Here is a 22,039-nt window from a genome sequence, read left to right as displayed (position 1 = left end):
GAGTAAATAATGAGTTATTTTATTACAATTGAAGGTCCGGAAGGTTCAGGTAAAAGTACGGTTATTAAAGCATTAGCGAATGAATTAAGTAACGATTTTGAAGTAGTTACTACGAGAGAACCTGGTGGTATAAAAATTAGTGAAGATATCCGTAATATCATTTTAGATGATGCGAGTGCAATGGATTACAGAACAGAGGCGTTATTGTTTGCTGCAAGCCGTAGACAACATCTTGTAGAAAAAGTATTACCAGCACTTCAAATGGGTAAGATTGTATTGTGTGACCGTTTTATTGATAGTTCATTAGCCTACCAAGGTTATGCGCGCGGTATCGGGGTTGATGAAATTCGTGCTATCAATGAATTTGCGATTGAAGGTAAATATCCGGATTTAACGTTATATTTGCGTGTTGAACCTGAAATTGGTTTATTACGTATTAAAGATAATTCACGTGAAACAAACCGATTAGACAAAGAACAGATTGATTTCCACCAACGTGTTGTAAAAGGATATGATGAATTACTTCATTTACATCCAGAGAGAATTAAATTGATCGATGCTTCGAAACCTTTGTTGGAAGTAGTTAATGATTGTTTAGAAGCAATTAATAAGAGCATTAACTAGTTTGTGATATAATTGATGATAAGAGGTGTTTCATATGAAAATGATAATTGCAATTGTACAAGATCAGGACAGTCAAAGTCTATCTGATGTACTTACTAAAAATAATTTTAGAACAACAAAACTCGCTTCTACTGGCGGATTTTTAAGGGCTGGTAATACGACATTTCTATGTGGTGTGGAAGATGAACGTGTAAATGAACTATTAACTTTAATCAATGGTACTTGTGGTAACCGAGAACAAGTTGTTACACCTGTGACGCCAATGGGTGGCAATGCGGATGCTTATATTCCATATCCAGTTGAAGTCGAAGTTGGTGGCGCAACAGTCTTTGTAATGCCGATTGAACAATTTCATCAGTTCTAACATAAGCTGCCATGTGCAGCTTTTTGATTATATAAAGGAGTAGATTGAATGCTTAAGCAACTGCAGCATCTTATCGATAATAATAAATTAAGTCATGCATATTTGTTTGATGGACAAAATAGAGGCCAGTTAAAAGATGAAGCAATGCGTTTTGCGGCACAAATACTTTGTAGTAATAATGATATATGTCAAAGTCGCGTTCAGAATTTAAATCACGCGGATTTCATTCTTCTAGAAACAAGTGAAGCCACGATAAAAAAAGAGTTAATAGAAGATTTGTTACATCGTATGAATCAAAAACCGATTGAAGGCACACATAAAGTCTATATTATTATGGATTTCGATAAAGTAACGGTGCAAGGTGAAAATAGTATATTAAAATTTTTAGAGGAACCCCCAGTAAATACTGTAGCAATATTAGTAACAACTGCACCAAAATCCATCTTACCGACCATCCATTCAAGATGTCAGCATATCTTTATACAAGCTAGTGAAGATGATTTGACCAAGCATAGTGATCTGGATATTCCAAAATCTGTTCTGGCGACGATGAATGCTCTTAACTTAAGTAAAGAAGAAGCAGTGGAATGGTATGAGACACAACAATTTAATGATTTAAAGGGTGTAATAATTAAGTGGTGCCAAACTTTACTAAACAGTGATACAATGGGATTAATTCAAATTGTCAACATTTTGGATACACTCGATTCGCGAGAGAAACAATTGATGGGAATAGACATGATTCAACTGTATCTACAGGATTTGATGTATGTACTCATTGGTGATAATGTAGTAAGTTATCCTGAAATGGAAGAACATATTCAACAGCAGGCAAATCTACTGACAATTGATAAATGTTTAGCAATGATAGACCATACACTTACAGCGAAACAGCAATTGTTACAATATGTTAATATAACATTAGTGTATGAAGCTTTAGCGATTCAAATGCTCAATGAGGTGAAATAATGATAGAAATAATAGGTGTGAAATTTCAGAAATCAGGTAAGACAGAATATTATCAACCTGGTGATGAACAATTTTCAGTCAATGAATTAGTAGTAATTGATAATAAAAAGCGTGGCGTTGAACTTGCCCGTGTTATTATTCCAAATAAAGAAGTGCCGATTGAAGACGTAGTGATGCCGGTACCAATGATTAGTCGTAAAGCAACAGAAAATGATATTTTAAAGTATGAACAAAATATGTTAGACGCTGACCGTGCATTAGAGCTATGTAAACAACACGTTAAAAATCATGAACTCGATATGCGCTTAGTAAATGCAACTTATACATTAGATAAAGCAAAGATTATTTTTAACTTTACTGCTAATGAGCGTGTAGATTTTCGTGAATTAGTTAAAAGTTTAGCCTATGATCTAAAAACACGCATTGAATTACGTCAAATCGGTGTAAGAGATGAAGCGAAGATTCTAGGCGGCATTGGTCCTTGCGGTCGTAGTTTATGCTGTGCAACTTATTTAGGTGATTTTGAACCCGTATCGATAAAAATGGCAAAAGATCAGAATTTATCATTAAATCCTACTAAAATTTCAGGTGCATGTGGTCGTTTAATGTGTTGTTTGAAATACGAAAATGATTATTACGAAGAAACAAGAAGAAGATTACCTGATATTGGGGAAGAAATTCAAACACCTGAAGGACCTGGTCGTGTTATCGGTTTAAATATATTAGATGTGACGATGCAAGTAAAATTAAAGAGTATGGAAACACCAATCGTTTATCATATCGACGAGGTACAAGTTTAGGAGGTTTATCATGAACCGCGATGAATTATTCAATGCTTTAACTAAGCTGGAGAAACAAATCATTAATATAAATGATAGTTATGAAACATTAAAAGAACTGACAGTTGCTTTAGTCGAAGAAAATGTTGCTTTAAAGTTAGAAAATGATAATTTGCAACGTTTCATTCAGGTACCTAAAGAAGAAGAGGAACCTAAAAAGAATAATAAAGTTCTTCAAAGTAAAGATAATTTAGCGATGCTTTACGCAGAAGGCTTTCATATTTGTCCGACAGATTTATTTGGCAAACACCGTGGTGGTGGCGACTGTATTTTTTGTTTAAGCTTACTATCTGATAAAGAATAAAAAGAGGCGTAAGCCTTTTTTTATTGGAGGAATTATGATGTTGTTAGAAAATGAAAGATTTGATCAATTAATTAAAGAAAATTTATCCATCATTCAAAATGATGATGTGTTTTCTTTTTCAACAGATGCACTGCTACTTGCACACCTTACGCCTTTAAAGAAAAAAGACAAAGTGATAGATATTTGTTCAGGGAATGGCATTATTCCTTTATTATTATCTCATCGTACAAACATGCCGATAGAAGCAATCGAAATTCAGTCACAACTTGTGGATATGGCAAGGCGATCTGTTCAATATAACAAACTGGAAGAACAGATTTGTATGCACGAGATGGACATAAAGTGCGTGAAACAAAATTTTATACCCAGTCAATTTGATGTTGTAACATGTAATCCTCCTTACTTTAGAGCAAATCAGGAGTATCAGCATTTAAAGGAAGCTCATCGTATTGCTCGAACTGAAGTGCTTTGTACATTTTTAGATTGCGTCCAGTCTGCAAACCATTTACTGAAGCAAAGAGGAAAAATGATTGTTGTTCAACGTGCTGATCGGTTGATTGATGTGCTTTCTGATATGAGAACAGTTGGCATTGAACCTAAAGTTATTTATCCTATCTATTCATCACCTACTAAACCCGATGCGATTACAGTTGTTGTCGTTGGTATAAAAGGTGGTAAACCAGATGTGAAGGTTATGCCGCCGTTTTATATTTATGATACGGATGGTACTTATTCTAAATCGATGAATGAGGTTTATTATGGGTAGTCATTATATTTATATATTAGAATGTAGTGATGGTACACTGTATACAGGCTATACAAATGACCTGGAGAAAAGACTCCATACCCATAACGAAGGCAGAGGTGCAAAGTATACAAGAGTAAGATTACCGGTGAAACGCGTATACGAAGAAAGTTTTGAAACGAAAAGTGCAGCAATGCAAAGAGAGTATGCGATTAAACAATTAACACGTTCACAAAAGATTAAATTAATACAGGGAGGTACCTTATGAGCGGTATCTTATATTTAGTAGGTACACCAATCGGCAATTTAGAAGATATTACATTTAGAGCGGTAAGAATGTTAAAAGAAGCGGATATCATTTTATGTGAAGACACAAGGGTGACTAAAAAACTCGTTATGCATTATGATATTGATACACCATTAAAAAGCTACCATGAGCACAATAAAGAACAGGTGACAGATTATATTATCGATTTATTGTTAGAAGGAAACCGTATCGCATTGGTTTCTGATGCAGGACTTCCCCTTATAAGTGATCCGGGATATGAACTGGTTGTTGTGGCACGTGAGAAAGGTATTAAAGTTGAAACAGTGCCAGGTGCTAATGCCGCACTTACAGCTTTAATGACAAGTGGTATTAGCTCTTATTCATTTTTATTTGATGGTTTTTTACCTCGCAAAGATAATGAAAAGAAAGAGCGACTTGTATCGCTTATGGCTTTACCTCACACCATCATAATCTACGAATCACCGTTTCGTGTGAAACATACATTAGAAATGATTGCAAAAATAGACGGTACACGTAAAATATCCATTGCACGTGAACTGACTAAGAAATTTGAGCAAGTTGAAACGGATTCAGTGTTGTATCTATTAGAACGACTGGACAAAGATATTAATCTTAAAGGTGAGTTTGTTCTTATAATTGAAGGCAGCACAGGCGAAAATAATGTGAACTGGTGGTCAGAAATGACGGTTGAAGATCACGTCCATCACTATGTTAAAGAAGGATTACGAAATAAAGAGGCGATTAAACAAGTTGCTTTAGATAGAGAAATGAAGAAGAACGAAGTGTATCAAATGTATCATGTCGATAAAAAATAAAAAGGTTCGAGTCCATTTGGACTCGAACCTTTTTATTTTTATATCTTATTTATCTTTAGCTTCGATCTCTTTTAAGATTTGTTCTACGCCTTCTTTAGATAATACTAATTTACCACCTGCTAATAAATAGTTATCTTCAGAAACATCACCAGTTACAGCACAAGTCATGCTTGGTTTATATTTTTTTAAGATAATTTTATCTGCATCAGTATAGATTTCTAAAGCGTCTTTTTCAGCGATGTCTAAAATACGACGTAATTCGATTGGAATAACTACACGTCCTAATTCATCAACTTTTCTTACGATACCAGTAGATTTCATAATATATTTCCTCCAAAAATTGTTTTTGTAGTAATTTTAGTAAATTCGACAAAATTAATAAGTGTTTTCGACATTTGTCTTAATAAGAGTGTACTACCGTATTTTTACATTGTCAACGATATATGATTAAAATCTTTATTTGTAATGGTTTAGTAATGTTATGTAATATTCAGAATTTGAGAACTTTACTTGATTTTACAATATATTAATAATTTTACTTGTCGAATTGTAAAGATTAGTCATATTGAAAAATAACGAAAACTTCTGTATATTTAAAGGATAAATAGCACTAGGAGGACGAACATGACGAACGATACTTTTTATATAACAACGCCTATATATTATCCAAGCGGTAAATTACATATTGGACATGCATATTCAACAGTAGCAGGTGACGCTATCGCGCGTTACAAAAGAATGCAAGGTTACGATGTTAAGTATTTAACAGGTACAGATGAACATGGCCAAAAGATTCAGGAGAAAGCACTTGCTGCCGGTAAATCTGAAATAGAATATTTAGATGAAATCATTAAAGACATTCAGGCATTATGGAAAAAGCTTGATATTTCAAACGATGATTTTATTAGAACGACTGAAACGCGTCATAAACTTGTTGTCGAAAAAGTATTCGAAAAATTATTAGCACAAGATGATATTTATTTAGGTGAATATGAAGGATGGTATTCAGTGCCAGACGAAACATTCTACACTGAAACGCAACTTGTTGATCCTATTATGGAAGGCGATAAAATCGTTGGAGGGAAAAGTCCGGATTCAGGACACCCGGTTCAACTTGTGAAAGAAGAAAGTTATTTCTTTAGATTGAGTAAATATGCTGATCGTTTAGTACAATATTATGAAGATCATCCTGACTTCATTCAACCTGTTTCTCGAAAAAATGAAATGTTAAATAACTTTATTAAACCAGGGTTAGAAGATTTAGCTGTTTCTCGTACATCTTTTGACTGGGGGATAAAAGTTCCGTCTAATCCGAAACATGTTGTATATGTTTGGATTGATGCATTAACAAACTATATCTCTGCTTTAGGTTACCTTTCAGAAGATGATACAGAATTTAAGAAATACTGGCCAGCTGATGTCCATATTATGGCGAAAGAAATTGTTCGTTTCCATACAATTATATGGCCAGTTTTACTCATGGCTTTAGATTTACCATTACCGAAGAAAGTATTTGCTCACGGCTGGATCTTGATGAAAGACGGTAAGATGAGTAAGTCTAAAGGGAATGTGGTAGATCCGCATATCCTAATTGATCGTTACGGTTTAGACGCAGTGCGATACTACTTAATGCGTGAGTTACCATTTGGTTCAGATGGAGTGTTTACGCCTGAAGCTTTCGTTGATCGTACAAACTTTGACCTTGCAAATGACTTAGGTAACTTAGTTAACCGTACGATTGCGATGATCAATAAATATTTTGATGGCAATCTTTCTGGCTACAAAGGTCAAATGCATGAAGTAGATGCTGAAATTGAAGCGTTAGCACTTGAAACGAAAGCGAAATACGATGCTGCTATGGAGAACTTACAATATTCAGTAGCGTTACAAGAAGTATGGAAGCTGATTTCAAGAACAAATAAATATATCGATGAAACAACACCGTGGATTTTAATCAAAGATGAAGCACAAAAAGAATTATTAGAAAGCGTAATGTATCACTTAGTTGAGAATATTCGTTTTGCGAGCGTATTGTTACGCCCATTCTTAACAGAAGCGCCGACAAAAATCTTTAATCAGTTAAATATTCAGGATCCAACATTATTTGAATTTGCGAGTCTTGATGCATACGGTAAGATTAAAGACTTAAAAGTGGTTGAGAAAGCAACACCAATCTTCCCGCGTTTAGATACAGCAGCTGAAGTAGAATTTATTAAGAGTACGATGCAACCGCCTGCACCAGCAGAAGAGGAAAAAGAAGAAGTACCTGCTAAGCCGGAGATTACAATTGATACATTTAATGAAGTAGAATTAAAAACAGCTACTATCATTGACGCGGATTACGTGAAAAAAGCGAAAAAATTATTAAAAATCCAGGTAGATTTAGGTAATGAACAACGCCAAATCGTCTCCGGTATAGCTGAATTCTATAAACCAGAAGACATTATCGGTAAAAAAGTAATTGTTGTGACAAACTTAAAACCGGTAGAATTACGTGGAGAGAAATCAGAAGGAATGATTTTGTCAGCAGAAAAAGATGGTGCATTAACATTAGTCAGCGTACCAAATGCAATTGAGAACGGCTCAATCGTAAAATAAAAACACGAGGAGTGATACTGTGTTAATAGATACACACGTTCATTTAAACGCAGATCAGTACGAAGAAGATTTACAGGAAGTTATAGATAGAGCACGAGAAAACGGAATAGACCGTATGATCGTCGTTGGATTTGATGAAGTAACAATTAAACGCACGATGAAGCTCATTGATCAATATGAATTTGTATTTGGTGTAATCGGCTGGCATCCAGTGGATGCGATTGATTTCACTGATGAATATTATGAATGGATTAAAGAACTTTCTAAACATCCAAAAATTGTTGCTATCGGTGAAATGGGGCTCGATTATCACTGGGATAAATCACCGAAAGATGTCCAAAAAGAAGTGTTTAAACGCCAGATTAAACTGGCTAAAGAAGTAAATTTACCGATTGTAATTCACAACCGAGAAGCAACCGCAGACGTAATTGAAATCTTAAAGTCAGAAAATGCGCATGAAGTTGGAGGCGTGATGCACAGCTTTAGTGGTAGCCCTGAAACATGTGATGAAGTGTTGAAATTAAACTTTATCATCTCTTTAGGTGGACCAGTAACGTTTAAAAATGCAAAGCAACCGAAAGCAGTAGCGCAGCATGTGCCATTAGATAAGTTAATCGTGGAAACAGACGCGCCATATTTAACACCACATCCGTATCGTGGTAAACGTAATGAACCGATGCACGTGAAACTAGTGGCAGAAGAGATTGCTGCACTAAGAGGCATTACTTATGAAGAAGTCGCGGAACAAACCACGAAAAATGCAGAACAGCTGTTTGGTGGATTAGGAAAATAAGTAGGGACATTTGTCTCTGCTTATTTTTTACTATAAATAATTCTATCCATTTTTAAAATAACAAGTATAATTGTAATATTGTATATAGATAAGTAAAAAGGAAAGATTGATATGAAAATAAATGAAATGATTGTCGTAGAAGGTAAGGACGATACAACGCGAGTAAAGATGGCAGTTGAGTGCGATACGATTGAAACGAATGGTTCTGCCCTCAATGATGAAACAATTGAAGCGATACAACACGCTGCTGAGGTGCGTGGTGTCATTGTGTTAACGGATCCTGATTACCCGGGAAATAAGATTAGAAAATCCATTGAACAGCGTGTACCAACGGTGAAACATGCGTTTATCGATGCGGATATTGCATGTAATAAGCGTGGTAAAGTTGGTATTGAGCATGCACCGGTTGAAGCAATTCGTGATGCATTATTAAGTGTTTCTTCACCGTTTGAGCATGATTCAGAAACGGTATCAAAAGCTTTGCTTATTGATTTAGGGTTAATAATTGGCCCTCAAGCGGCATCGAAGCGTAAAGACTTGTGCAAAAGTTTAAGAATTGGTTATTGTAATGGTAAGCAATTATTTCATAGATTAAATGCATTTGGCATTACTGAAGCGGACGTGTTAGATGCTATGAATTTAGATAATAAGGAGAATTTCAATGGAAATGAATGATATTGCAACACCAACGCGTACGAGGGAATTGTTAAATAAATATGGCTTTAAATTTAAGAAAAGTTTAGGGCAGAACTTCTTAGTCGATCCAAATGTTATTCGTAATATTATTGATGCTGCAGGGATTGATGAGACGTGTGGTGTTATTGAAATAGGTCCTGGTATGGGTTCTTTAACAGAACAACTTGCGCGAAAGGCTAAACGCGTATTAGCGTTTGAAATTGACCAGCGTCTGATTCCAATTTTAGGGGATACATTAAGTTCATACGACAATGTTACAGTGATTAATGAAGATATATTAAAGGCAAATGTAAAAGCAGCGATTGATGAACATTTATCTGATTGTGACGATATCTTTGTCGTCGCCAACTTACCGTATTATATTACGACGCCTATTTTGATGGGGTTATTAGAACAGCATTTACCGATTAACAGTTACGTTGTGATGATGCAAAAAGAAGTGGGAGAGCGTTTAACAGCAGGACCGTCAACAAAGGCATATGGTTCTTTATCTATTGCGATTCAATATTATACAGATGTGAAACGTGTCATGATTGTTCCTAAAGGAGTATTCATGCCACCACCTAATGTTGATTCACTTGTAGTGAAGTTAACGACATTACCAGAACCACGCGTTAAAGTGGATGACGAAAAGTTGTATTTTAAATTAACGAGAGGTGCATTTGTACAACGTAGAAAGACGATATTAAATAATTATATGAGTCTGTTTCCAAATAGTAAGGAATATAAAGACGACATTATCGCATGGCTAGAAGAGAGTAACATTGCTCCAAGTCGTAGAGGAGAAAGTTTGTCGCTCGAAGAATTTGCACGACTTGCAAATAATATAAAAAATTACCCACAAATAGTGATATAAAATATTGACAAGCGTAATTTAAATTGATAAAATTAAAAATTTTATTGACTATTTATATGCAAAGTGTTATAATTTAAGGCATAGTGAGGTGGGTTTCTATGCCAAAAACATTAGTAGACATCAAAAAAATTCTTGATTGTCAGTTAGGAAATCAGATTGTACTAAGAGCTAATGGAGGACGTAAAAAGTTAATTGAGCGCCGCGGTGTGCTTAAAGAAACTTATCCATCAGTTTTCGTGGTTGAATTAGACCAAGATAAACATAATTTTGAGCGTGTGTCATATACATATACCGACGTATTGACAGAAAACGTACAAGTAACATTTGTAAATGATCAGCAAGAAGAATTTCTTGTTCAATAAAAATTAAAACCTATTCCATATGGAATAGGTTTTAATTTTTTTATTTTGCATTTCATGAAATGGTATAACGTGAGTTGTGATAAAATAATATAATATTAAAAACTATGAGTGAGGAATTATTATGATTTATGAAAATGCATCAGCAAAAATCAATTTGACATTAGACACTTTATATAAACGAGAAGATGGATATCATGAAGTAGAGATGATTATGACAACAGTAGATTTATATGATCGTTTGACTTTAGAGAAACGTAAAGACAAGCAAATCGTATTAAAAGTTGAACACTTATATGTACCGAATGATAACCGTAACTTAGCATATAAAGCAGCAAAGATTATGATGGAGCGCTATAATCTGGATTGCGGGGTGACAATCACATTGGATAAGACAATCCCGATAGCAGCCGGTCTTGCGGGTGGATCAAGCGATGCAGCAGCGACGTTTCGCGGTATGAATAGATTGTTTGAATTAGGATTATCGCTTGATACATTGGCAGAACATGCTGCTGAAATCGGTTCAGATATTTCATTCTGTGTGCATGGAAAGACGAGTCTTTGCACAGGCCGTGGTGAGCAGTTGCAACATTTACCTAAACCGCCTGCTTGCTGGGTCATCTTAGCAAAACCTGATATTAGCGTTTCTACACAAGAGGTGTATACTGCGCTTGATTTAACAAAACCTCACGCAAAAATTGATAGTAAGGCTTGTGCTGAAGCAATTGAGAATGGTGATTATAACGAAATGATTCGTCATTTAGGAAATCGTTTAGAATCCGTCACTATTGAAATGCATCCGATTATCCAGACATTAAAAGACACGATGATGAAAGCTGGCGCAGATATAGCGATGATGAGTGGCAGCGGTCCAACAGTTTACGGGTTAGCAGCGAAAGAACGTCAGGCAAAGAGTGTAGTCAATGCGCTTAAAGGTTGTTGTAAAGAAGTATATATGGTGCGCATGTTAGGATGAATATAAATTCCCGAACATTTATGGTATATTTAACGTATAATATGCGTAAAGAGGGATTTTAATGAAGTTTAAAAGAAGTGAAAGAATCGTTTATATGACAAGTTACTTGTTGAGTCATCCTAATGAGCTTGTACCGTTGACGTATTTTGTAGATAAATTCGGTCAGGCAAAGTCTTCAATCAGTGAAGATGTACAAATCATTAAAGATACTTTTATCAAAGAAGAAATTGGAACAATCACTACGACTGCAGGAGCAAGTGGTGGTGTAACGTTTAAGCATAAGATGTTTTATAAAGAAGTCGATCAATTGATTTCTCAGTTGTGTGAAATGCTGCAGGAGAAAGAACGATTGCTGCCGGGTGGCTATCTTTTCATGTCCGATGTTGTAGGGACACCTAGTTTATTAAATCAAGTTGGAAAGCTCATCGCAACGATGTATATGGATGAAGAGTTAGATGCTGTCGTAACGATTGCAACGAAAGGTATTTCATTAGCAAATGCGGTTGCAAGTATACTTAATCTGCCTGTTGTCGTTATTCGAAAAGACAATAAGGTCACAGAAGGATCAACGGTTTCGATAAATTATGTTTCAGGTTCTTCACGAAAAATTGAAACAATGGTATTATCAAAAAGGACATTACCTGAAGGTTCAAAAGTTTTAATTGTAGATGATTTTATGCGTGCGGGTGGATCAATTACAGGTGTTATGAATTTAATGAATGAGTTTAAAGCCACTGTTAAAGGGGTAACAGTCTTAGTAGAATCAAAAGAAGTTAAAAATCGCTTGATTCAAGACTATACCTCTTTAGTGAAATTATCCGACGTAGATGAATATAATCAATCTTTTACAGTTGAAAAAGGTAATTGCTTAGAAAAATTTTCGAAATAAAAAGGAGATATCATCATGAAATCTATTTTCACAAAAAATGCACCGGCAGCAATTGGACCATACAGCCACGCTGTTGTAGTTAACAATATGGTTTATACAAGTGGACAAATTCCACTGACTTTAGATGGTGAAGTAATAGGTGATGACGTTGCAGAGCAAACGAAGCAAGTATTAGAAAACTTATCAGCTGTATTAGAAGAAAGCGGATCGAATTTAAATTCAGTAGTAAAAACAATGATTTTTATTAGTGATATGAATGACTTCCCAATCATCAATGAAGTATATGGCGAATATTTCAATGCGCACCTTCCTGCAAGAAGTTGTGTTGAAGTGAGTCGTCTTCCTAAAGATGTGAAAGTTGAGATTGAAGCGGTAGCTCTAAAAGTTAAGTAGATTTTTAACTTACATTTTATATAGGAGGCTATCTAAGATGAAAGTCACAGATGTTAGAATGAGAAAATTAGCTACGGACAGTAGAATGAAAGCATTGGTATCAATTACGCTGGATGAGGCATTTGTTATTCATGATTTACGCGTTATTGAAGGGAACAACGGATTATTCGTGGCAATGCCGAGTAAACGTACTGCAGATGGCGAATTCCGTGACATCGCCCATCCAATTAATAGCGAAATGCGTCAAGAAATTCAGGCTGCAGTCATGAAAGTATATGACGAAACTGAAGCGATTGATCCAAGTGAATTAGGAAAGAATAATCATAACGACGACGTGGATACTGCTGAAGATGCTACAAGTGAAGCAGCACCTAATTTAGTAGAATCTGATTCACAAACGACAGTTGAAGAAGATTTAAAATAATTGAAATGAAATAGTGAATAAGCGTGTCTGATAACAAATTATCAGGCGCGCTTTTTTGTTTATCGAAATATACATAATGTATGTTAAAATAAAAATAACTGAGCAGATTACACATCGCATAGCTTATAAAAAAATGTTTTACTGGGGGATAATATATATGACAAAACAAGCTGTTATTTTAGCTGCAGGAAAAGGGACACGAATGAAGTCAAAACTGCATAAAGTATTACATCCTGTCTGTGGTAAACCAATGGTACAGCATGTAATAGATAATATTAAAGCGGCAGGTGTAACAGATATCGTTACAATCGTTGGATATGGCGCTGAAGATGTAAAGCGAGCTTTGGCAGATCAATCTCAATTTAGTATGCAGACAGAACAGTTAGGAACTGCACATGCCGTTCAAATGGCTGCTGAGCATTTAGCAGATAAAGAAGGTACGACAATTGTAATTTGTGGAGACACACCTTTAATTTCAGAAGAAACAATTCAAGGCTTTGTAGCACATCACGAAACAACTGGTGCAAAAGCAACGATTCTTTCAGCTAAAACGAATACACCGTTCGGATATGGACGTATTATTCGTGACGAACACGGTAGTGTAGAACGTATTGTTGAAGAAAAGGATGCTAACATTGAAGAAAAATTAGTCAATGAAATTAGTTCTGGTACTTTCTGTTTTGATAATAAATTATTATTCGAATTATTAAAGCAAGTTGATAATGATAATGCACAAGGTGAGTATTATTTACCTGATGTGATTAAATTATTACGCGCACAAGGTGAACTTGTAGAAGCGTTTGTTACTGAAGATTTCAGTGAAACGTTAGGTATAAATGATCGCTATAATTTATCGATTGCTGAACAAACGATGCGTTTACGTATTAATAAAATGCACATGATGAATGGTGTGACAATTATTGATCCGCTGACAACGTATATTGATAAAGATGTTGAAATCGGAGCGGATACTGTTATTGAGCCCGGTGTTATGTTAAAAGGGAACACTAAAATTGGTGAAGGCGTAGTAATTACTGCACACACTACGATTGAGAATAGTGAAATAAAAGATAATGTTACTGTAAAACAATCATATATTTCAGAATCATTTGTTGATGAAAGAACAGCAATTGGACCATTTGCACAACTTCGTCCAGGTAGTGATGTCGGTAAAGAAGTTAAGATTGGTAACTTCGTAGAAATTAAAAAATCTAAATTAGAAGATGAAGCGAAAGTTTCACATTTAAGCTATATTGGTGATGCTGAAATCGGTGCACGTACTAACGTTGGTTGTGGTGCGATTACTGTAAATTATGATGGCAAAAATAAGTTTAAAACTGTTGTTGGTAAAGATTCGTTTATCGGATGTAATTCAAATCTTGTAGCGCCAGTTCATATAGGAGATGAATCTTTTGTAGCTGCAGGTTCTACCATTACAGATGATGTGCCAAATAAAAGTCTGGCATTAGGACGTGCAAGACAAACTACAAAAGAAGGCTACTACGATAAAGCATAGTAATGTATAATATTAAGGTCATAGTAAAGTTATTTCATATACAGAAAGCGATAAATAATACGATATCTAAAATGGGGGCATTACAAAATGATGATGAATAATGAATACAGAAATACAACTTTAAAGATTTTTTCTTTAAACGCTAACCAGCCTTTAGCTGAAGAAATTGCTAAAGAGGTAGGGATTCCTTTAGGGAAATCAAGTGTTAAACGTTTCAGTGATGGAGAAGTTCAGATCAACATCGAAGAAAGTATTCGTGGATGTGATGTATTTATCGTTCAACCAACATCTAATCCGGTAAATGAACATTTAATGGAATTATTAATCATGATTGATGCATTAAAACGTGCTTCAGCAGTAACAATTAACGTTGTAATGCCTTATTATGGTTACGCACGTCAAGACCGTAAAGCACGTAGCCGTGAGCCTATCACTGCGAAATTAGTTGCAGATATGATCGAAAAAGCAGGAGCAGACCGCGTTATTGCTTTAGATTTACATGCGCCTCAAATTCAAGGTTTCTTTGATTTACCGATTGACCACTTAATGGGTGTACCTATCCTTTCTGATTATTTTGAAGCGAAAGAAGAAATCGATAAAGATTCATTAGTTATCGTTTCACCTGACCATGGCGGAGTGACACGTGCGCGTAAGATGGCAGACCGCTTAAAAGCACCGATTGCGATTATCGATAAACGTCGCCCGAAACCAAATGTTTCTGAAGTAATGAATATCGTTGGAGACATTAACGGGAAAACTGCAATCATCATTGATGACATCATCGATACAGCAGGTACAATCACATTAGCTGCTCAAGCGTTAATCGACAAAGGTGCAAAAGAAGTATATGCATGTTGTACACATCCTGTATTATCAGGCCCTGCTTATGAGAGAATTGAAAACTCAGCAATTAAAGAATTAGTTGTTACAAACTCTATTTTATTACCTGAAGAAAATAAACCAGCGAAAATTAAACAGTTATCAGTTGGTGAATTATTAGCACAAGCGATTGTTCGAGTATATGAACAAGAATCTGTAAGTATTTTATTTGATTAATAGTGCTTTAGACACAATGTTTATGCGTAGCATTGTGTCTTTTTATAATCTTTAAAAATTTATTTAATAAAAAATGTTTAGAAGAAGTTTAACGGGGTATTAATTAATTATGTGATAAATATTTAAGACAAATAAACACTTTGCAAGCAGGTTACCACAACTGATGGGTAAGGTGTAGGAGCGCAAAGAAGTGCGCACAAAAGGAGTAATAATTATGAGTAAATTAAAAGCAACGATTAGACAAGGTAAACAAACACGTTCAAGTTTAAACAAAGTACGTAACGAAGGTAAGATTCCAGCTGTAGTATACGGTTATGGCGCTAAAAACACTTCAGTTAAAGTTGAAGAAGTTGATTTCATTAAAGTAATCCGTGAAGTTGGACGTAACGGTGTTATCGAACTAGAAGTAGGTTCAAAAACAGTTAAAGTAATGGTATCTGACTACCAAATCAATCCAATTAAAAACAAAATTACACATGTCGACTTTTTAGCAATCAATATGAAAGCAGAATTAACAGTTGATGTAGTAGTAAACTTAGTTGGTGAAGCTGAAGGCGCTAAAGAAGGTGGCGTTGTTCAACAACCATTATTCCAATTATCAGTTACTGCAACACCAGATGATATTCCAGAAAACATCGAAGTTGACGTTACTGAATTAAACATCGGTGATACAATCACTGTTGCTGATTTAAAATCAGATAAAGCTTACACTATCAATAATGAAGACGAAGAAGCAATCGTATCTGTTGTACCACCTACAGTTGAAGAAGAGCCAGAAGAAGATGGCGAAGAAGCTGTTGAAGGTGAAGAAGCAGAAGGAACTGAAGCTGCTGAAGGTGAAGAAGAAGCTGCTGAAGGTGAAGAGAAATCAGAAGAAAAAGCTGAATAATTATTCGAATTCAAGAGACATACATTTGTATGTCTCTTTTTTTATATTATAATAGTGATAATGATTAAGCGGAGGATTTAAATATGAAATGTATCGTTGGGTTAGGTAATATAGGTAAGAAATATGAAGATACACGACATAATGTAGGATTTATGGTCGTAGATGAATTTTTGAAGAAACATAATATAGATTTAGATAAGCAAAAATTTAAAGGAAACTATACGGTAGCAAATATTAATGGTGAGAAAGTACTGATTATTGAACCGATGACGTATATGAACTTATCAGGTGAAGCGGTTCGTCCGTTAATGGATTATTATAAAATAGCTGTAGAGGATTTAGTTGTTCTATATGACGATCTTGATATGCCTCAAGGTCGTATTCGTATTCGTCAGAAAGGTTCTGCTGGTGGACAGAATGGCATGCGCTCAATTATACAACATTTAGGAACGCAGGAATTTAAGCGTATTCGTTTAGGCATTGGTCGTCCTGAAGGGCGTAAACCTGTGGTGGATTATGTGTTACAGAAATTTAGTGAGGAAGAAATGATAACGATGCAGAAAGTGATTGATCATACAATCGAAGCACTTGAAACATTTATCGGTGGAGAGCGATTCGAAAATGTTATGAATCAATATAATGGTGATGTATGAGACAGATAATAGATAAATTGTTGAAAAGTGATGAACGATTTAACGAGTATAATGATTCACTCGGTAAACAAAATATATTGGTGACGGGTTTAAATCCAAGTGCAAAAGCCGTAATTTTAGCGGAAAGTTATTTAAGCCATAAAAAACAAATGATTGTCGTGACAAGTAACTTGTTTCAGGCAGAAAAATTAGAAAACGATTTAGCACAACTGATTGATGAAGAGGAACTATTTAAGTTTCCGGTACAAGATATTATGATTGAAGAGTTCTCGACAAAAAGTCCGGATTTAATGCGTGAGCGTATTCGTACACTTACCCACTTGGCAAAAGGTCAAGCTGGGTTATTTCTCGTGCCGATTAACGGGCTTCAAAAGCTTGTAAGTCGACCGGAGTTATTTACAGATTATCATCGTGAAATAAAAATTGGAGAAGATATTGATCTCATTCAATTACAACAAGATTTAGTAGATATGGGATACCAGAAAAGTGAGCGCGTAACGACGCTTGGTCAGTTTTCAGTACGTGGTGGATTAATTGATATTTTCCCGATGATTGGTGAGCCGGTCCGCATTGAATTATTCGATACTGAAGTTGATGCTATTCGTTATTTTGATGCGGATAGTCAACGTTCATTAAATAATATCGATTCAGTTGAAATTTCTACAGCAAGTGAATTTATTTTTACGAGTAAAGATATAGAATTACTGGAATCTAATTTATCTGATGCATTTGAGGCAACACGCCAAAAGATTGCGACAAATGTGAGAGATGATTTACGTGATACGTATCAAACTATCAAAATGAATATGGGAGAAATACTTAATCATAATATTTTACGTCGCGTTGTAAAATTTGCTTATAATAAAGAGACGACGATTATTGATTACTTTGATAAAGAAGCAATTGTAATTGTCGATGAAATTAATCGTGTAAATGAAGCGATAGAATCAAGTATTCGAGAAACAAGTGAATTTCACCAATCTTTAATTGAATCGGGTCGTGGATTTGTCGGACAGACATTCATTAAAGAAGATAGCTTTGAAACACTGATGAATCAATTTAATGTAGCATACTTTACACTGTTTACTGCTTCTATGCCAGTGAAGTTACAAAATATCTATAAATTCTCTTGTAAACCATTGCAGCAATTTTACGGACAATATGATTTAATGTTTTCAGAGTTTGACCGTTTCAGAAAAAATGACTTCAATATCGTTGTACTGGCAAGTAATGCAACGAGAAAAGATAAGATTAAATCAATGCTAGCTGATATGAAATTACCTGTAACGCTTGATACTAAGGGAAGTAAACCGGGTATTAATACAATTGTCGAAGGTGATTTGTCAGAAGGTTTCGAGTTACCGTTTATGAAACTTGTTGTTGTCACTGAACGCGAGCTATTTAAATTACGTAAAGAAAAACCGAAACGTACGAAGAAGTTATCGAATGCCGAGAAAATTAAATCTTATCAGGAATTAAATGTTGGTGACTACATTGTCCATGTGCATCATGGCGTAGGACGTTATATGGGTGTTGAGACATTACTCGTCAATAAGATGCATAAAGACTATATTAAAATTCAATATAAAGGGACTGATCAACTGTTTGTGCCAGTCGATCAAATGAATTATGTTCAAAAGTTTGTCGGTTCAGAAGATAAAGAGCCGAAGCTAAACAAACTCGGCGGCACAGAATGGAAAAAGACAAAAGCGCGCGTTCAACAAAGCGTTGAAGATATCGCTGAAGAATTATTGAAGTTATATCAGGAGCGAGAGCGCGTTGAAGGATATCAGTTCGGACCTGATACTGAGGCACAGGAAACGTTTGAAATGGACTTTCCGTATGAACCAACTGCAGACCAGGTACAAAGTCTCGTTGAAATTAAACAAGATATGGAAAAGCGTAAACCGATGGATCGTCTGCTTTGTGGAGATGTTGGTTACGGTAAAACTGAAGTCGCTGTTCGTGCAGCGTTCAAAGCGGTACTTGATGGTAAACAAGTTGCATTTTTAGTGCCAACGACAATACTCGCACAACAACATTATGAGACGTTAATTGAGCGTATGCAGGATTATCCAGTTGAAATACAGATGATGAGCCGTTTCAGATCAAAGAAAGAAATAGATGAAACGAAAAAAGGATTAAAGTCTGGATTTGTTGATATTGTAGTTGGCACACATAAACTACTGAGCAAAGATATTGTGTATAAAGATTTAGGCTTGCTTATCGTCGATGAGGAGCAACGATTTGGTGTTACACATAAAGAGAAAATTAAAGCGTTGAAGACAAATGTCGATGTATTAACGCTTACAGCAACACCAATTCCAAGAACACTGCATATGAGTTTACTGGGTGTACGTGACTTATCGGTCATTGAAACACCACCGGAAAATAGATTTCCGGTACAGACGTATGTACTAGAATATCAACATAACTTTATTAAAGAAGCAATGGAACGTGAATTAGCACGTAACGGACAAGTATTTTATCTATACAATCGTGTAGCGAGCATTTATCAGAAAGCTGAACAGCTAGAGATGATGATGCCGGACGCGCGCATTGCTGTTGCGCATGGTCAATTATCAGAACGTGAACTAGAAGAAACGATGCTTGGGTTTATTAATGGTGAATACGACATTTTAGTGACAACAACAATTATCGAAACGGGTGTCGATGTACCGAATGCCAATACTTTAATAATTGAAGATGCAGACCGATTTGGCTTAAGTCAATTGTATCAGTTACGTGGTCGCGTCGGTCGTAGTAATCGTATTAGTTATGCCTACTTCTTGCATGCACCAAATAAAGTACTCACTGAAGTAGCTGAACAGCGTTTGCAGGCAATAAAAGAATTTACTGAGCTTGGCTCTGGATTTAAAATTGCAATGCGTGATTTAAATATTCGTGGCGCAGGGAATTTATTAGGACGTCAGCAACATGGATTTATTGATTCTGTTGGGTATGATTTGTATTCTGAAATGCTGCAGCAAGCAGTTAATGAAAAACGTGGTATTAAACAAGTCGAAGAAGTGCCTCAACTAGAAATAGAAGTAGAAGTTGATGCATATATTCCAGCTGACTATATTCGTGAAGAACAAGCGAAGATTGAATTTTATAAAAAGCTACGCAGCGTGACGACAGAATCAGAATTAATGGATATTCAGGATGAAATGACCGATCGATATGGTGAATATCCAGAAGCGGTTGATCAGTTAATGAAGATCGTTGAAATCAGAATAAATGCTTTAGCGTTTGGTATTGTGAATGTGAAAGATACCGGAAAGGCAGTTGTGCTTGAGTCAAGTATAGCTACGACGAATAAAATTAACGGTGAACGTTTATTTAAAGCGACAGAAGATTTCGGTCGAGACTTAAAGATAGAATATAAAGACAATAAAATGACATTTACGCTGAAGAAAAATGCAAACTGGCTTGCTGCATTAGTACAACTCACGCGTCAAATACAAGAAGGAATCGAGTTTGATGGAGAATAAGAACCCGGCATTTAACAGCGTGATTATACTGACAATAACGATGTTAATCGTGAAAATTTTAAGTGCGATATATCGCGTACCCTATCAAAATATTTTAGGTGATACAGGTCTCTATGCCTATCAGCAAGTATATCCAATCATTGCGATAGTTTCCGTACTGTCGTTAAATGCAATTCCCTCAGTTATTAGTCAATCTCATTATGAAAAGTCATTTATAGGAAAACTATATAAACATATTACCTGGATAAGTATATTGGTATTAGTGGTCATATTAATTTGTAGCGATATCATTGCAAATTTAATGGGCGACCCAATGTTAAGTACAATGTTACGTGCCTCCAGTTTAGTATTGCTTCCTTTTCCGGCAGTTGCGATGATTCGTGGGAAACTACAGATGAATCATGCAATGAAAGAAATTGCTTATTCTCAGGTGATTGATCAGGTACTACGCGTATCTATCATACTATTGTCGATTGGATTATTTGTATGGATGGACTTATCAGTCTATCAAAGTGGTGCATTAAGTATTTTTGGTTCATTTGTCGGTTTACTCGGAGCAAGTATTTATTTAATGTGGCAAAATAAACGTCAAACAATTGATTACCGAGGAAATAATATAGGATCATATAGAAGTTTTATAACATTGATTGTTTTTTATAGTTTAAGTTATTTAATTATGATTTTATGGCAACTCGTAGATAGCTTTACAGTCATTAATCAATTGAAAACATTAATGTCGCTTGAAGAAGCTAGAGCGCTAAAAGGGATATATGATCGTGGGGCGTCGCTTATTCAAATGGGTCTTATTGTGACCACGTCGTTCTCGCTTGTACTGATTCCATTGCTTTCGGAATGTAAACAAAGACGTGATTTAAGTCAGATGAATAGCTATGCGAATAGTGCGCTTAAGATTACGATCGTGTTTAGTAGCGCTGCTGCCATCGGGTTAATGAATTTAATTCAACCATTTAATATGTTCCTGTTCAAGTCAGTGGCAGGTTATGAAGCGCTGTTTATTTATATGTTAGCTATCATTTTCGTATCACTTATCATTATGTACACTGCTATGCTTCAAATCTTTGAAGACTATCGCATACAACTATGGGGTATTGGTTTAGGATTAGCAGTAAAAATCATACTCAACCTATTACTGATATCTTTCTTTGATATTAAAGGTGCTGCACTCGCATCAGTTACAGGATTATTCGTCTATGCCTACGTATTACATATCGGAGTTGTACGCAGGTACGAAATTGCTTTTCAATCATTTCTGATTAAGTGGGGCATAACACTTTTAGTAATGAGTGTATTGATTCAGATTGAAATGATGATAGATTTTAATACACGCATCGGCGCGCTTTCTGTCGCGCTCATTGGGATAATTACAGGGGGCATTATTGTATTATATGCTATGATTAAGTGGAAGATTATAACGCAGGAAGAGTGGCACCATTTACCATTCGGTAGTGTGATGAATAAATTAATGAGAGAGTGATTG

24 protein-coding genes are annotated in these 22,039 nt (G+C 35.4%); 23 read left to right on the top strand and 1 reads right to left on the bottom strand.

The features are described from left to right. Positions 1–9: 9 nt before the first annotated feature. Genes tmk through rsmI form a run of 8 tightly spaced genes read left to right on the top strand, consistent with a single transcriptional unit; the run spans position 10 to position 4,949 of the window. Positions 10–624: a dTMP kinase gene (gene tmk / locus KFV12_RS12950; RefSeq protein ID WP_254256925.1), complete on the top strand. Its 615-nt coding sequence runs from the start codon at positions 10–12 to the stop codon at positions 622–624. Positions 625–658: 34 nt separating this feature from the next. Continuing rightward, positions 659–988 (top strand): cyclic di-AMP receptor DarA, encoded by a 330-nt coding sequence (gene darA / locus KFV12_RS12945; protein WP_099577248.1) that lies wholly within the window; start codon positions 659–661, stop codon positions 986–988. Between the two features lie 48 nt (positions 989–1,036). Continuing rightward, entirely contained in the window at positions 1,037–1,957 is a 921-nt protein-coding gene (locus KFV12_RS12940) for a DNA polymerase III delta subunit-related protein (protein ID WP_111717439.1), read from the top strand. After that, positions 1,957–2,757 (top strand): PSP1 domain-containing protein, encoded by an 801-nt coding sequence (locus tag KFV12_RS12935; protein WP_111717437.1) that lies wholly within the window; start codon positions 1,957–1,959, stop codon positions 2,755–2,757. The genes KFV12_RS12940 and KFV12_RS12935 overlap by 1 nt, the downstream gene beginning before the upstream one ends. 10 nt (positions 2,758–2,767) lie before the next feature. Next, on the top strand, positions 2,768–3,100 hold the full coding sequence (gene yabA, locus KFV12_RS12930) for a DNA replication initiation control protein YabA (protein WP_254256924.1): 333 nt from the start codon (positions 2,768–2,770) through the stop codon (positions 3,098–3,100). Positions 3,101–3,137: 37 nt separating this feature from the next. Next, the gene (locus tag KFV12_RS12925; RefSeq protein WP_254256923.1) at positions 3,138–3,866 is read left to right on the top strand and encodes a tRNA1(Val) (adenine(37)-N6)-methyltransferase; all 729 of its coding nucleotides are present in this window, start codon (positions 3,138–3,140) and stop codon (positions 3,864–3,866) included. Further along, the gene (locus KFV12_RS12920; protein WP_111717432.1) at positions 3,859–4,113 is read left to right on the top strand and encodes a GIY-YIG nuclease family protein; all 255 of its coding nucleotides are present in this window, start codon (positions 3,859–3,861) and stop codon (positions 4,111–4,113) included. Before KFV12_RS12925 ends, KFV12_RS12920 begins: the two co-directional genes overlap by 8 nt. Then, on the top strand, positions 4,110–4,949 hold the full coding sequence (gene rsmI / locus KFV12_RS12915) for a 16S rRNA (cytidine(1402)-2'-O)-methyltransferase (RefSeq protein WP_254256922.1): 840 nt from the start codon (positions 4,110–4,112) through the stop codon (positions 4,947–4,949). The genes KFV12_RS12920 and rsmI overlap by 4 nt, the downstream gene beginning before the upstream one ends. A 45-nt stretch (positions 4,950–4,994) precedes the next feature. Here the strand turns inward: rsmI and abrB are convergent, their stop codons facing one another. Continuing rightward, the gene (gene abrB / locus KFV12_RS12910; RefSeq protein ID WP_099577262.1) at positions 4,995–5,270 is read right to left on the bottom strand and encodes a transition state genes transcriptional regulator AbrB; all 276 of its coding nucleotides are present in this window, start codon (positions 5,268–5,270) and stop codon (positions 4,995–4,997) included. Positions 5,271–5,573: 303 nt separating this feature from the next. Between abrB and metG the strand changes: the two genes are divergently transcribed. From metG to KFV12_RS12835, 15 genes are all read left to right on the top strand, one after another. Continuing rightward, on the top strand, positions 5,574–7,547 hold the full coding sequence (gene metG / locus KFV12_RS12905; protein ID WP_111717428.1) for a methionine--tRNA ligase: 1,974 nt from the start codon (positions 5,574–5,576) through the stop codon (positions 7,545–7,547). A gap of 19 nt (positions 7,548–7,566) precedes the next feature. Then, entirely contained in the window at positions 7,567–8,340 is a 774-nt protein-coding gene (locus KFV12_RS12900; RefSeq protein ID WP_111717426.1) for a TatD family hydrolase, read from the top strand. A 111-nt stretch (positions 8,341–8,451) separates the two neighbouring features. Continuing rightward, complete coding sequence (rnmV, locus tag KFV12_RS12895; protein ID WP_111717424.1) at positions 8,452–9,015, top strand: ribonuclease M5; 564 nt, start codon at positions 8,452–8,454, stop codon at positions 9,013–9,015. Continuing rightward, positions 9,002–9,892: a 16S rRNA (adenine(1518)-N(6)/adenine(1519)-N(6))-dimethyltransferase RsmA gene (gene rsmA, locus KFV12_RS12890; RefSeq protein ID WP_302054719.1), complete on the top strand. Its 891-nt coding sequence runs from the start codon at positions 9,002–9,004 to the stop codon at positions 9,890–9,892. Before rnmV ends, rsmA begins: the two co-directional genes overlap by 14 nt. Positions 9,893–9,990: 98 nt before the next feature. Beyond that, complete coding sequence (gene veg, locus KFV12_RS12885; RefSeq protein WP_096077819.1) at positions 9,991–10,254, top strand: biofilm formation stimulator Veg; 264 nt, start codon at positions 9,991–9,993, stop codon at positions 10,252–10,254. A gap of 121 nt (positions 10,255–10,375) precedes the next feature. After that, positions 10,376–11,227 carry a 4-(cytidine 5'-diphospho)-2-C-methyl-D-erythritol kinase gene (gene ispE, locus KFV12_RS12880; protein ID WP_111717420.1) on the top strand — a complete coding sequence of 284 codons (852 nt, stop codon included), beginning with the start codon at positions 10,376–10,378 and terminating at the stop codon, positions 11,225–11,227. Between the two features lie 61 nt (positions 11,228–11,288). Then, the gene (purR, locus tag KFV12_RS12875) at positions 11,289–12,116 is read left to right on the top strand and encodes a pur operon repressor (RefSeq protein WP_254256921.1); all 828 of its coding nucleotides are present in this window, start codon (positions 11,289–11,291) and stop codon (positions 12,114–12,116) included. 15 nt (positions 12,117–12,131) lie between these two features. Next, positions 12,132–12,509, top strand: coding sequence for a RidA family protein (locus KFV12_RS12870; protein WP_111717418.1), 378 nt, complete (start codon positions 12,132–12,134; stop codon positions 12,507–12,509). Between the two features lie 37 nt (positions 12,510–12,546). Then, positions 12,547–12,933 (top strand): septation regulator SpoVG, encoded by a 387-nt coding sequence (gene spoVG, locus KFV12_RS12865; RefSeq protein WP_099577274.1) that lies wholly within the window; start codon positions 12,547–12,549, stop codon positions 12,931–12,933. A gap of 157 nt (positions 12,934–13,090) precedes the next feature. Then, a complete protein-coding gene (glmU, locus tag KFV12_RS12860) occupies positions 13,091–14,449 on the top strand; it encodes a bifunctional UDP-N-acetylglucosamine diphosphorylase/glucosamine-1-phosphate N-acetyltransferase GlmU (protein WP_240838467.1) in 1,359 nt (452 codons plus the stop codon). Between the two features lie 90 nt (positions 14,450–14,539). Beyond that, positions 14,540–15,505 carry a ribose-phosphate diphosphokinase gene (locus KFV12_RS12855; protein ID WP_096078144.1) on the top strand — a complete coding sequence of 322 codons (966 nt, stop codon included), beginning with the start codon at positions 14,540–14,542 and terminating at the stop codon, positions 15,503–15,505. 214 nt (positions 15,506–15,719) lie between these two features. Then, the gene (locus KFV12_RS12850) at positions 15,720–16,394 is read left to right on the top strand and encodes a 50S ribosomal protein L25/general stress protein Ctc (protein ID WP_111717415.1); all 675 of its coding nucleotides are present in this window, start codon (positions 15,720–15,722) and stop codon (positions 16,392–16,394) included. An 83-nt stretch (positions 16,395–16,477) separates the two neighbouring features. Next, the gene (gene pth, locus KFV12_RS12845; RefSeq protein ID WP_254256920.1) at positions 16,478–17,047 is read left to right on the top strand and encodes an aminoacyl-tRNA hydrolase; all 570 of its coding nucleotides are present in this window, start codon (positions 16,478–16,480) and stop codon (positions 17,045–17,047) included. After that, complete coding sequence (gene mfd, locus KFV12_RS12840) at positions 17,044–20,541, top strand: transcription-repair coupling factor (RefSeq protein WP_240838471.1); 3,498 nt, start codon at positions 17,044–17,046, stop codon at positions 20,539–20,541. The genes pth and mfd overlap by 4 nt, the downstream gene beginning before the upstream one ends. Then, complete coding sequence (locus KFV12_RS12835) at positions 20,531–22,036, top strand: polysaccharide biosynthesis protein (protein WP_254257662.1); 1,506 nt, start codon at positions 20,531–20,533, stop codon at positions 22,034–22,036. Before mfd ends, KFV12_RS12835 begins: the two co-directional genes overlap by 11 nt. The last annotated feature ends 3 nt before the right edge of the window (positions 22,037–22,039 follow it).

The sequence above is a fragment of the Macrococcus epidermidis genome, assembly GCF_024205965.1.
Taxonomy (GTDB): Bacteria; Bacillota; Bacilli; order Staphylococcales; family Staphylococcaceae; genus Macrococcoides; species Macrococcoides epidermidis.
This window is presented reverse-complemented; position numbering and strand designations above follow the sequence as displayed.

Excerpts from the sequence above, each read along its gene's own strand:
- tmk (WP_254256925.1), top strand. The coding sequence starts at position 10 with ATGAGTTATTTTATTACAATTGAAGGTCCGGAAGGTTCAGGTAAAAGT.
- darA (WP_099577248.1), top strand. The coding sequence starts at position 659 with ATGAAAATGATAATTGCAATTGTACAAGATCAGGACAGTCAAAGTCTA.
- KFV12_RS12940 (WP_111717439.1), top strand. The coding sequence starts at position 1,037 with ATGCTTAAGCAACTGCAGCATCTTATCGATAATAATAAATTAAGTCAT.
- KFV12_RS12935 (WP_111717437.1), top strand. The coding sequence starts at position 1,957 with ATGATAGAAATAATAGGTGTGAAATTTCAGAAATCAGGTAAGACAGAA.
- yabA (WP_254256924.1), top strand. The coding sequence starts at position 2,768 with ATGAACCGCGATGAATTATTCAATGCTTTAACTAAGCTGGAGAAACAA.
- KFV12_RS12925 (WP_254256923.1), top strand. The coding sequence starts at position 3,138 with ATGTTGTTAGAAAATGAAAGATTTGATCAATTAATTAAAGAAAATTTA.
- KFV12_RS12920 (WP_111717432.1), top strand. The coding sequence starts at position 3,859 with ATGGGTAGTCATTATATTTATATATTAGAATGTAGTGATGGTACACTG.
- rsmI (WP_254256922.1), top strand. The coding sequence starts at position 4,110 with ATGAGCGGTATCTTATATTTAGTAGGTACACCAATCGGCAATTTAGAA.
- abrB (WP_099577262.1), bottom strand. The coding sequence starts at position 5,270 with ATGAAATCTACTGGTATCGTAAGAAAAGTTGATGAATTAGGACGTGTA.
- metG (WP_111717428.1), top strand. The coding sequence starts at position 5,574 with ATGACGAACGATACTTTTTATATAACAACGCCTATATATTATCCAAGC.
- rnmV (WP_111717424.1), top strand. The coding sequence starts at position 8,452 with ATGAAAATAAATGAAATGATTGTCGTAGAAGGTAAGGACGATACAACG.
- rsmA (WP_302054719.1), top strand. The coding sequence starts at position 9,002 with ATGGAAATGAATGATATTGCAACACCAACGCGTACGAGGGAATTGTTA.
- veg (WP_096077819.1), top strand. The coding sequence starts at position 9,991 with ATGCCAAAAACATTAGTAGACATCAAAAAAATTCTTGATTGTCAGTTA.
- ispE (WP_111717420.1), top strand. The coding sequence starts at position 10,376 with ATGATTTATGAAAATGCATCAGCAAAAATCAATTTGACATTAGACACT.
- purR (WP_254256921.1), top strand. The coding sequence starts at position 11,289 with ATGAAGTTTAAAAGAAGTGAAAGAATCGTTTATATGACAAGTTACTTG.
- KFV12_RS12870 (WP_111717418.1), top strand. The coding sequence starts at position 12,132 with ATGAAATCTATTTTCACAAAAAATGCACCGGCAGCAATTGGACCATAC.
- spoVG (WP_099577274.1), top strand. The coding sequence starts at position 12,547 with ATGAAAGTCACAGATGTTAGAATGAGAAAATTAGCTACGGACAGTAGA.
- glmU (WP_240838467.1), top strand. The coding sequence starts at position 13,091 with ATGACAAAACAAGCTGTTATTTTAGCTGCAGGAAAAGGGACACGAATG.
- KFV12_RS12855 (WP_096078144.1), top strand. The coding sequence starts at position 14,540 with ATGATGAATAATGAATACAGAAATACAACTTTAAAGATTTTTTCTTTA.
- KFV12_RS12850 (WP_111717415.1), top strand. The coding sequence starts at position 15,720 with ATGAGTAAATTAAAAGCAACGATTAGACAAGGTAAACAAACACGTTCA.
- pth (WP_254256920.1), top strand. The coding sequence starts at position 16,478 with ATGAAATGTATCGTTGGGTTAGGTAATATAGGTAAGAAATATGAAGAT.
- mfd (WP_240838471.1), top strand. The coding sequence starts at position 17,044 with ATGAGACAGATAATAGATAAATTGTTGAAAAGTGATGAACGATTTAAC.
- KFV12_RS12835 (WP_254257662.1), top strand. The coding sequence starts at position 20,531 with ATGGAGAATAAGAACCCGGCATTTAACAGCGTGATTATACTGACAATA.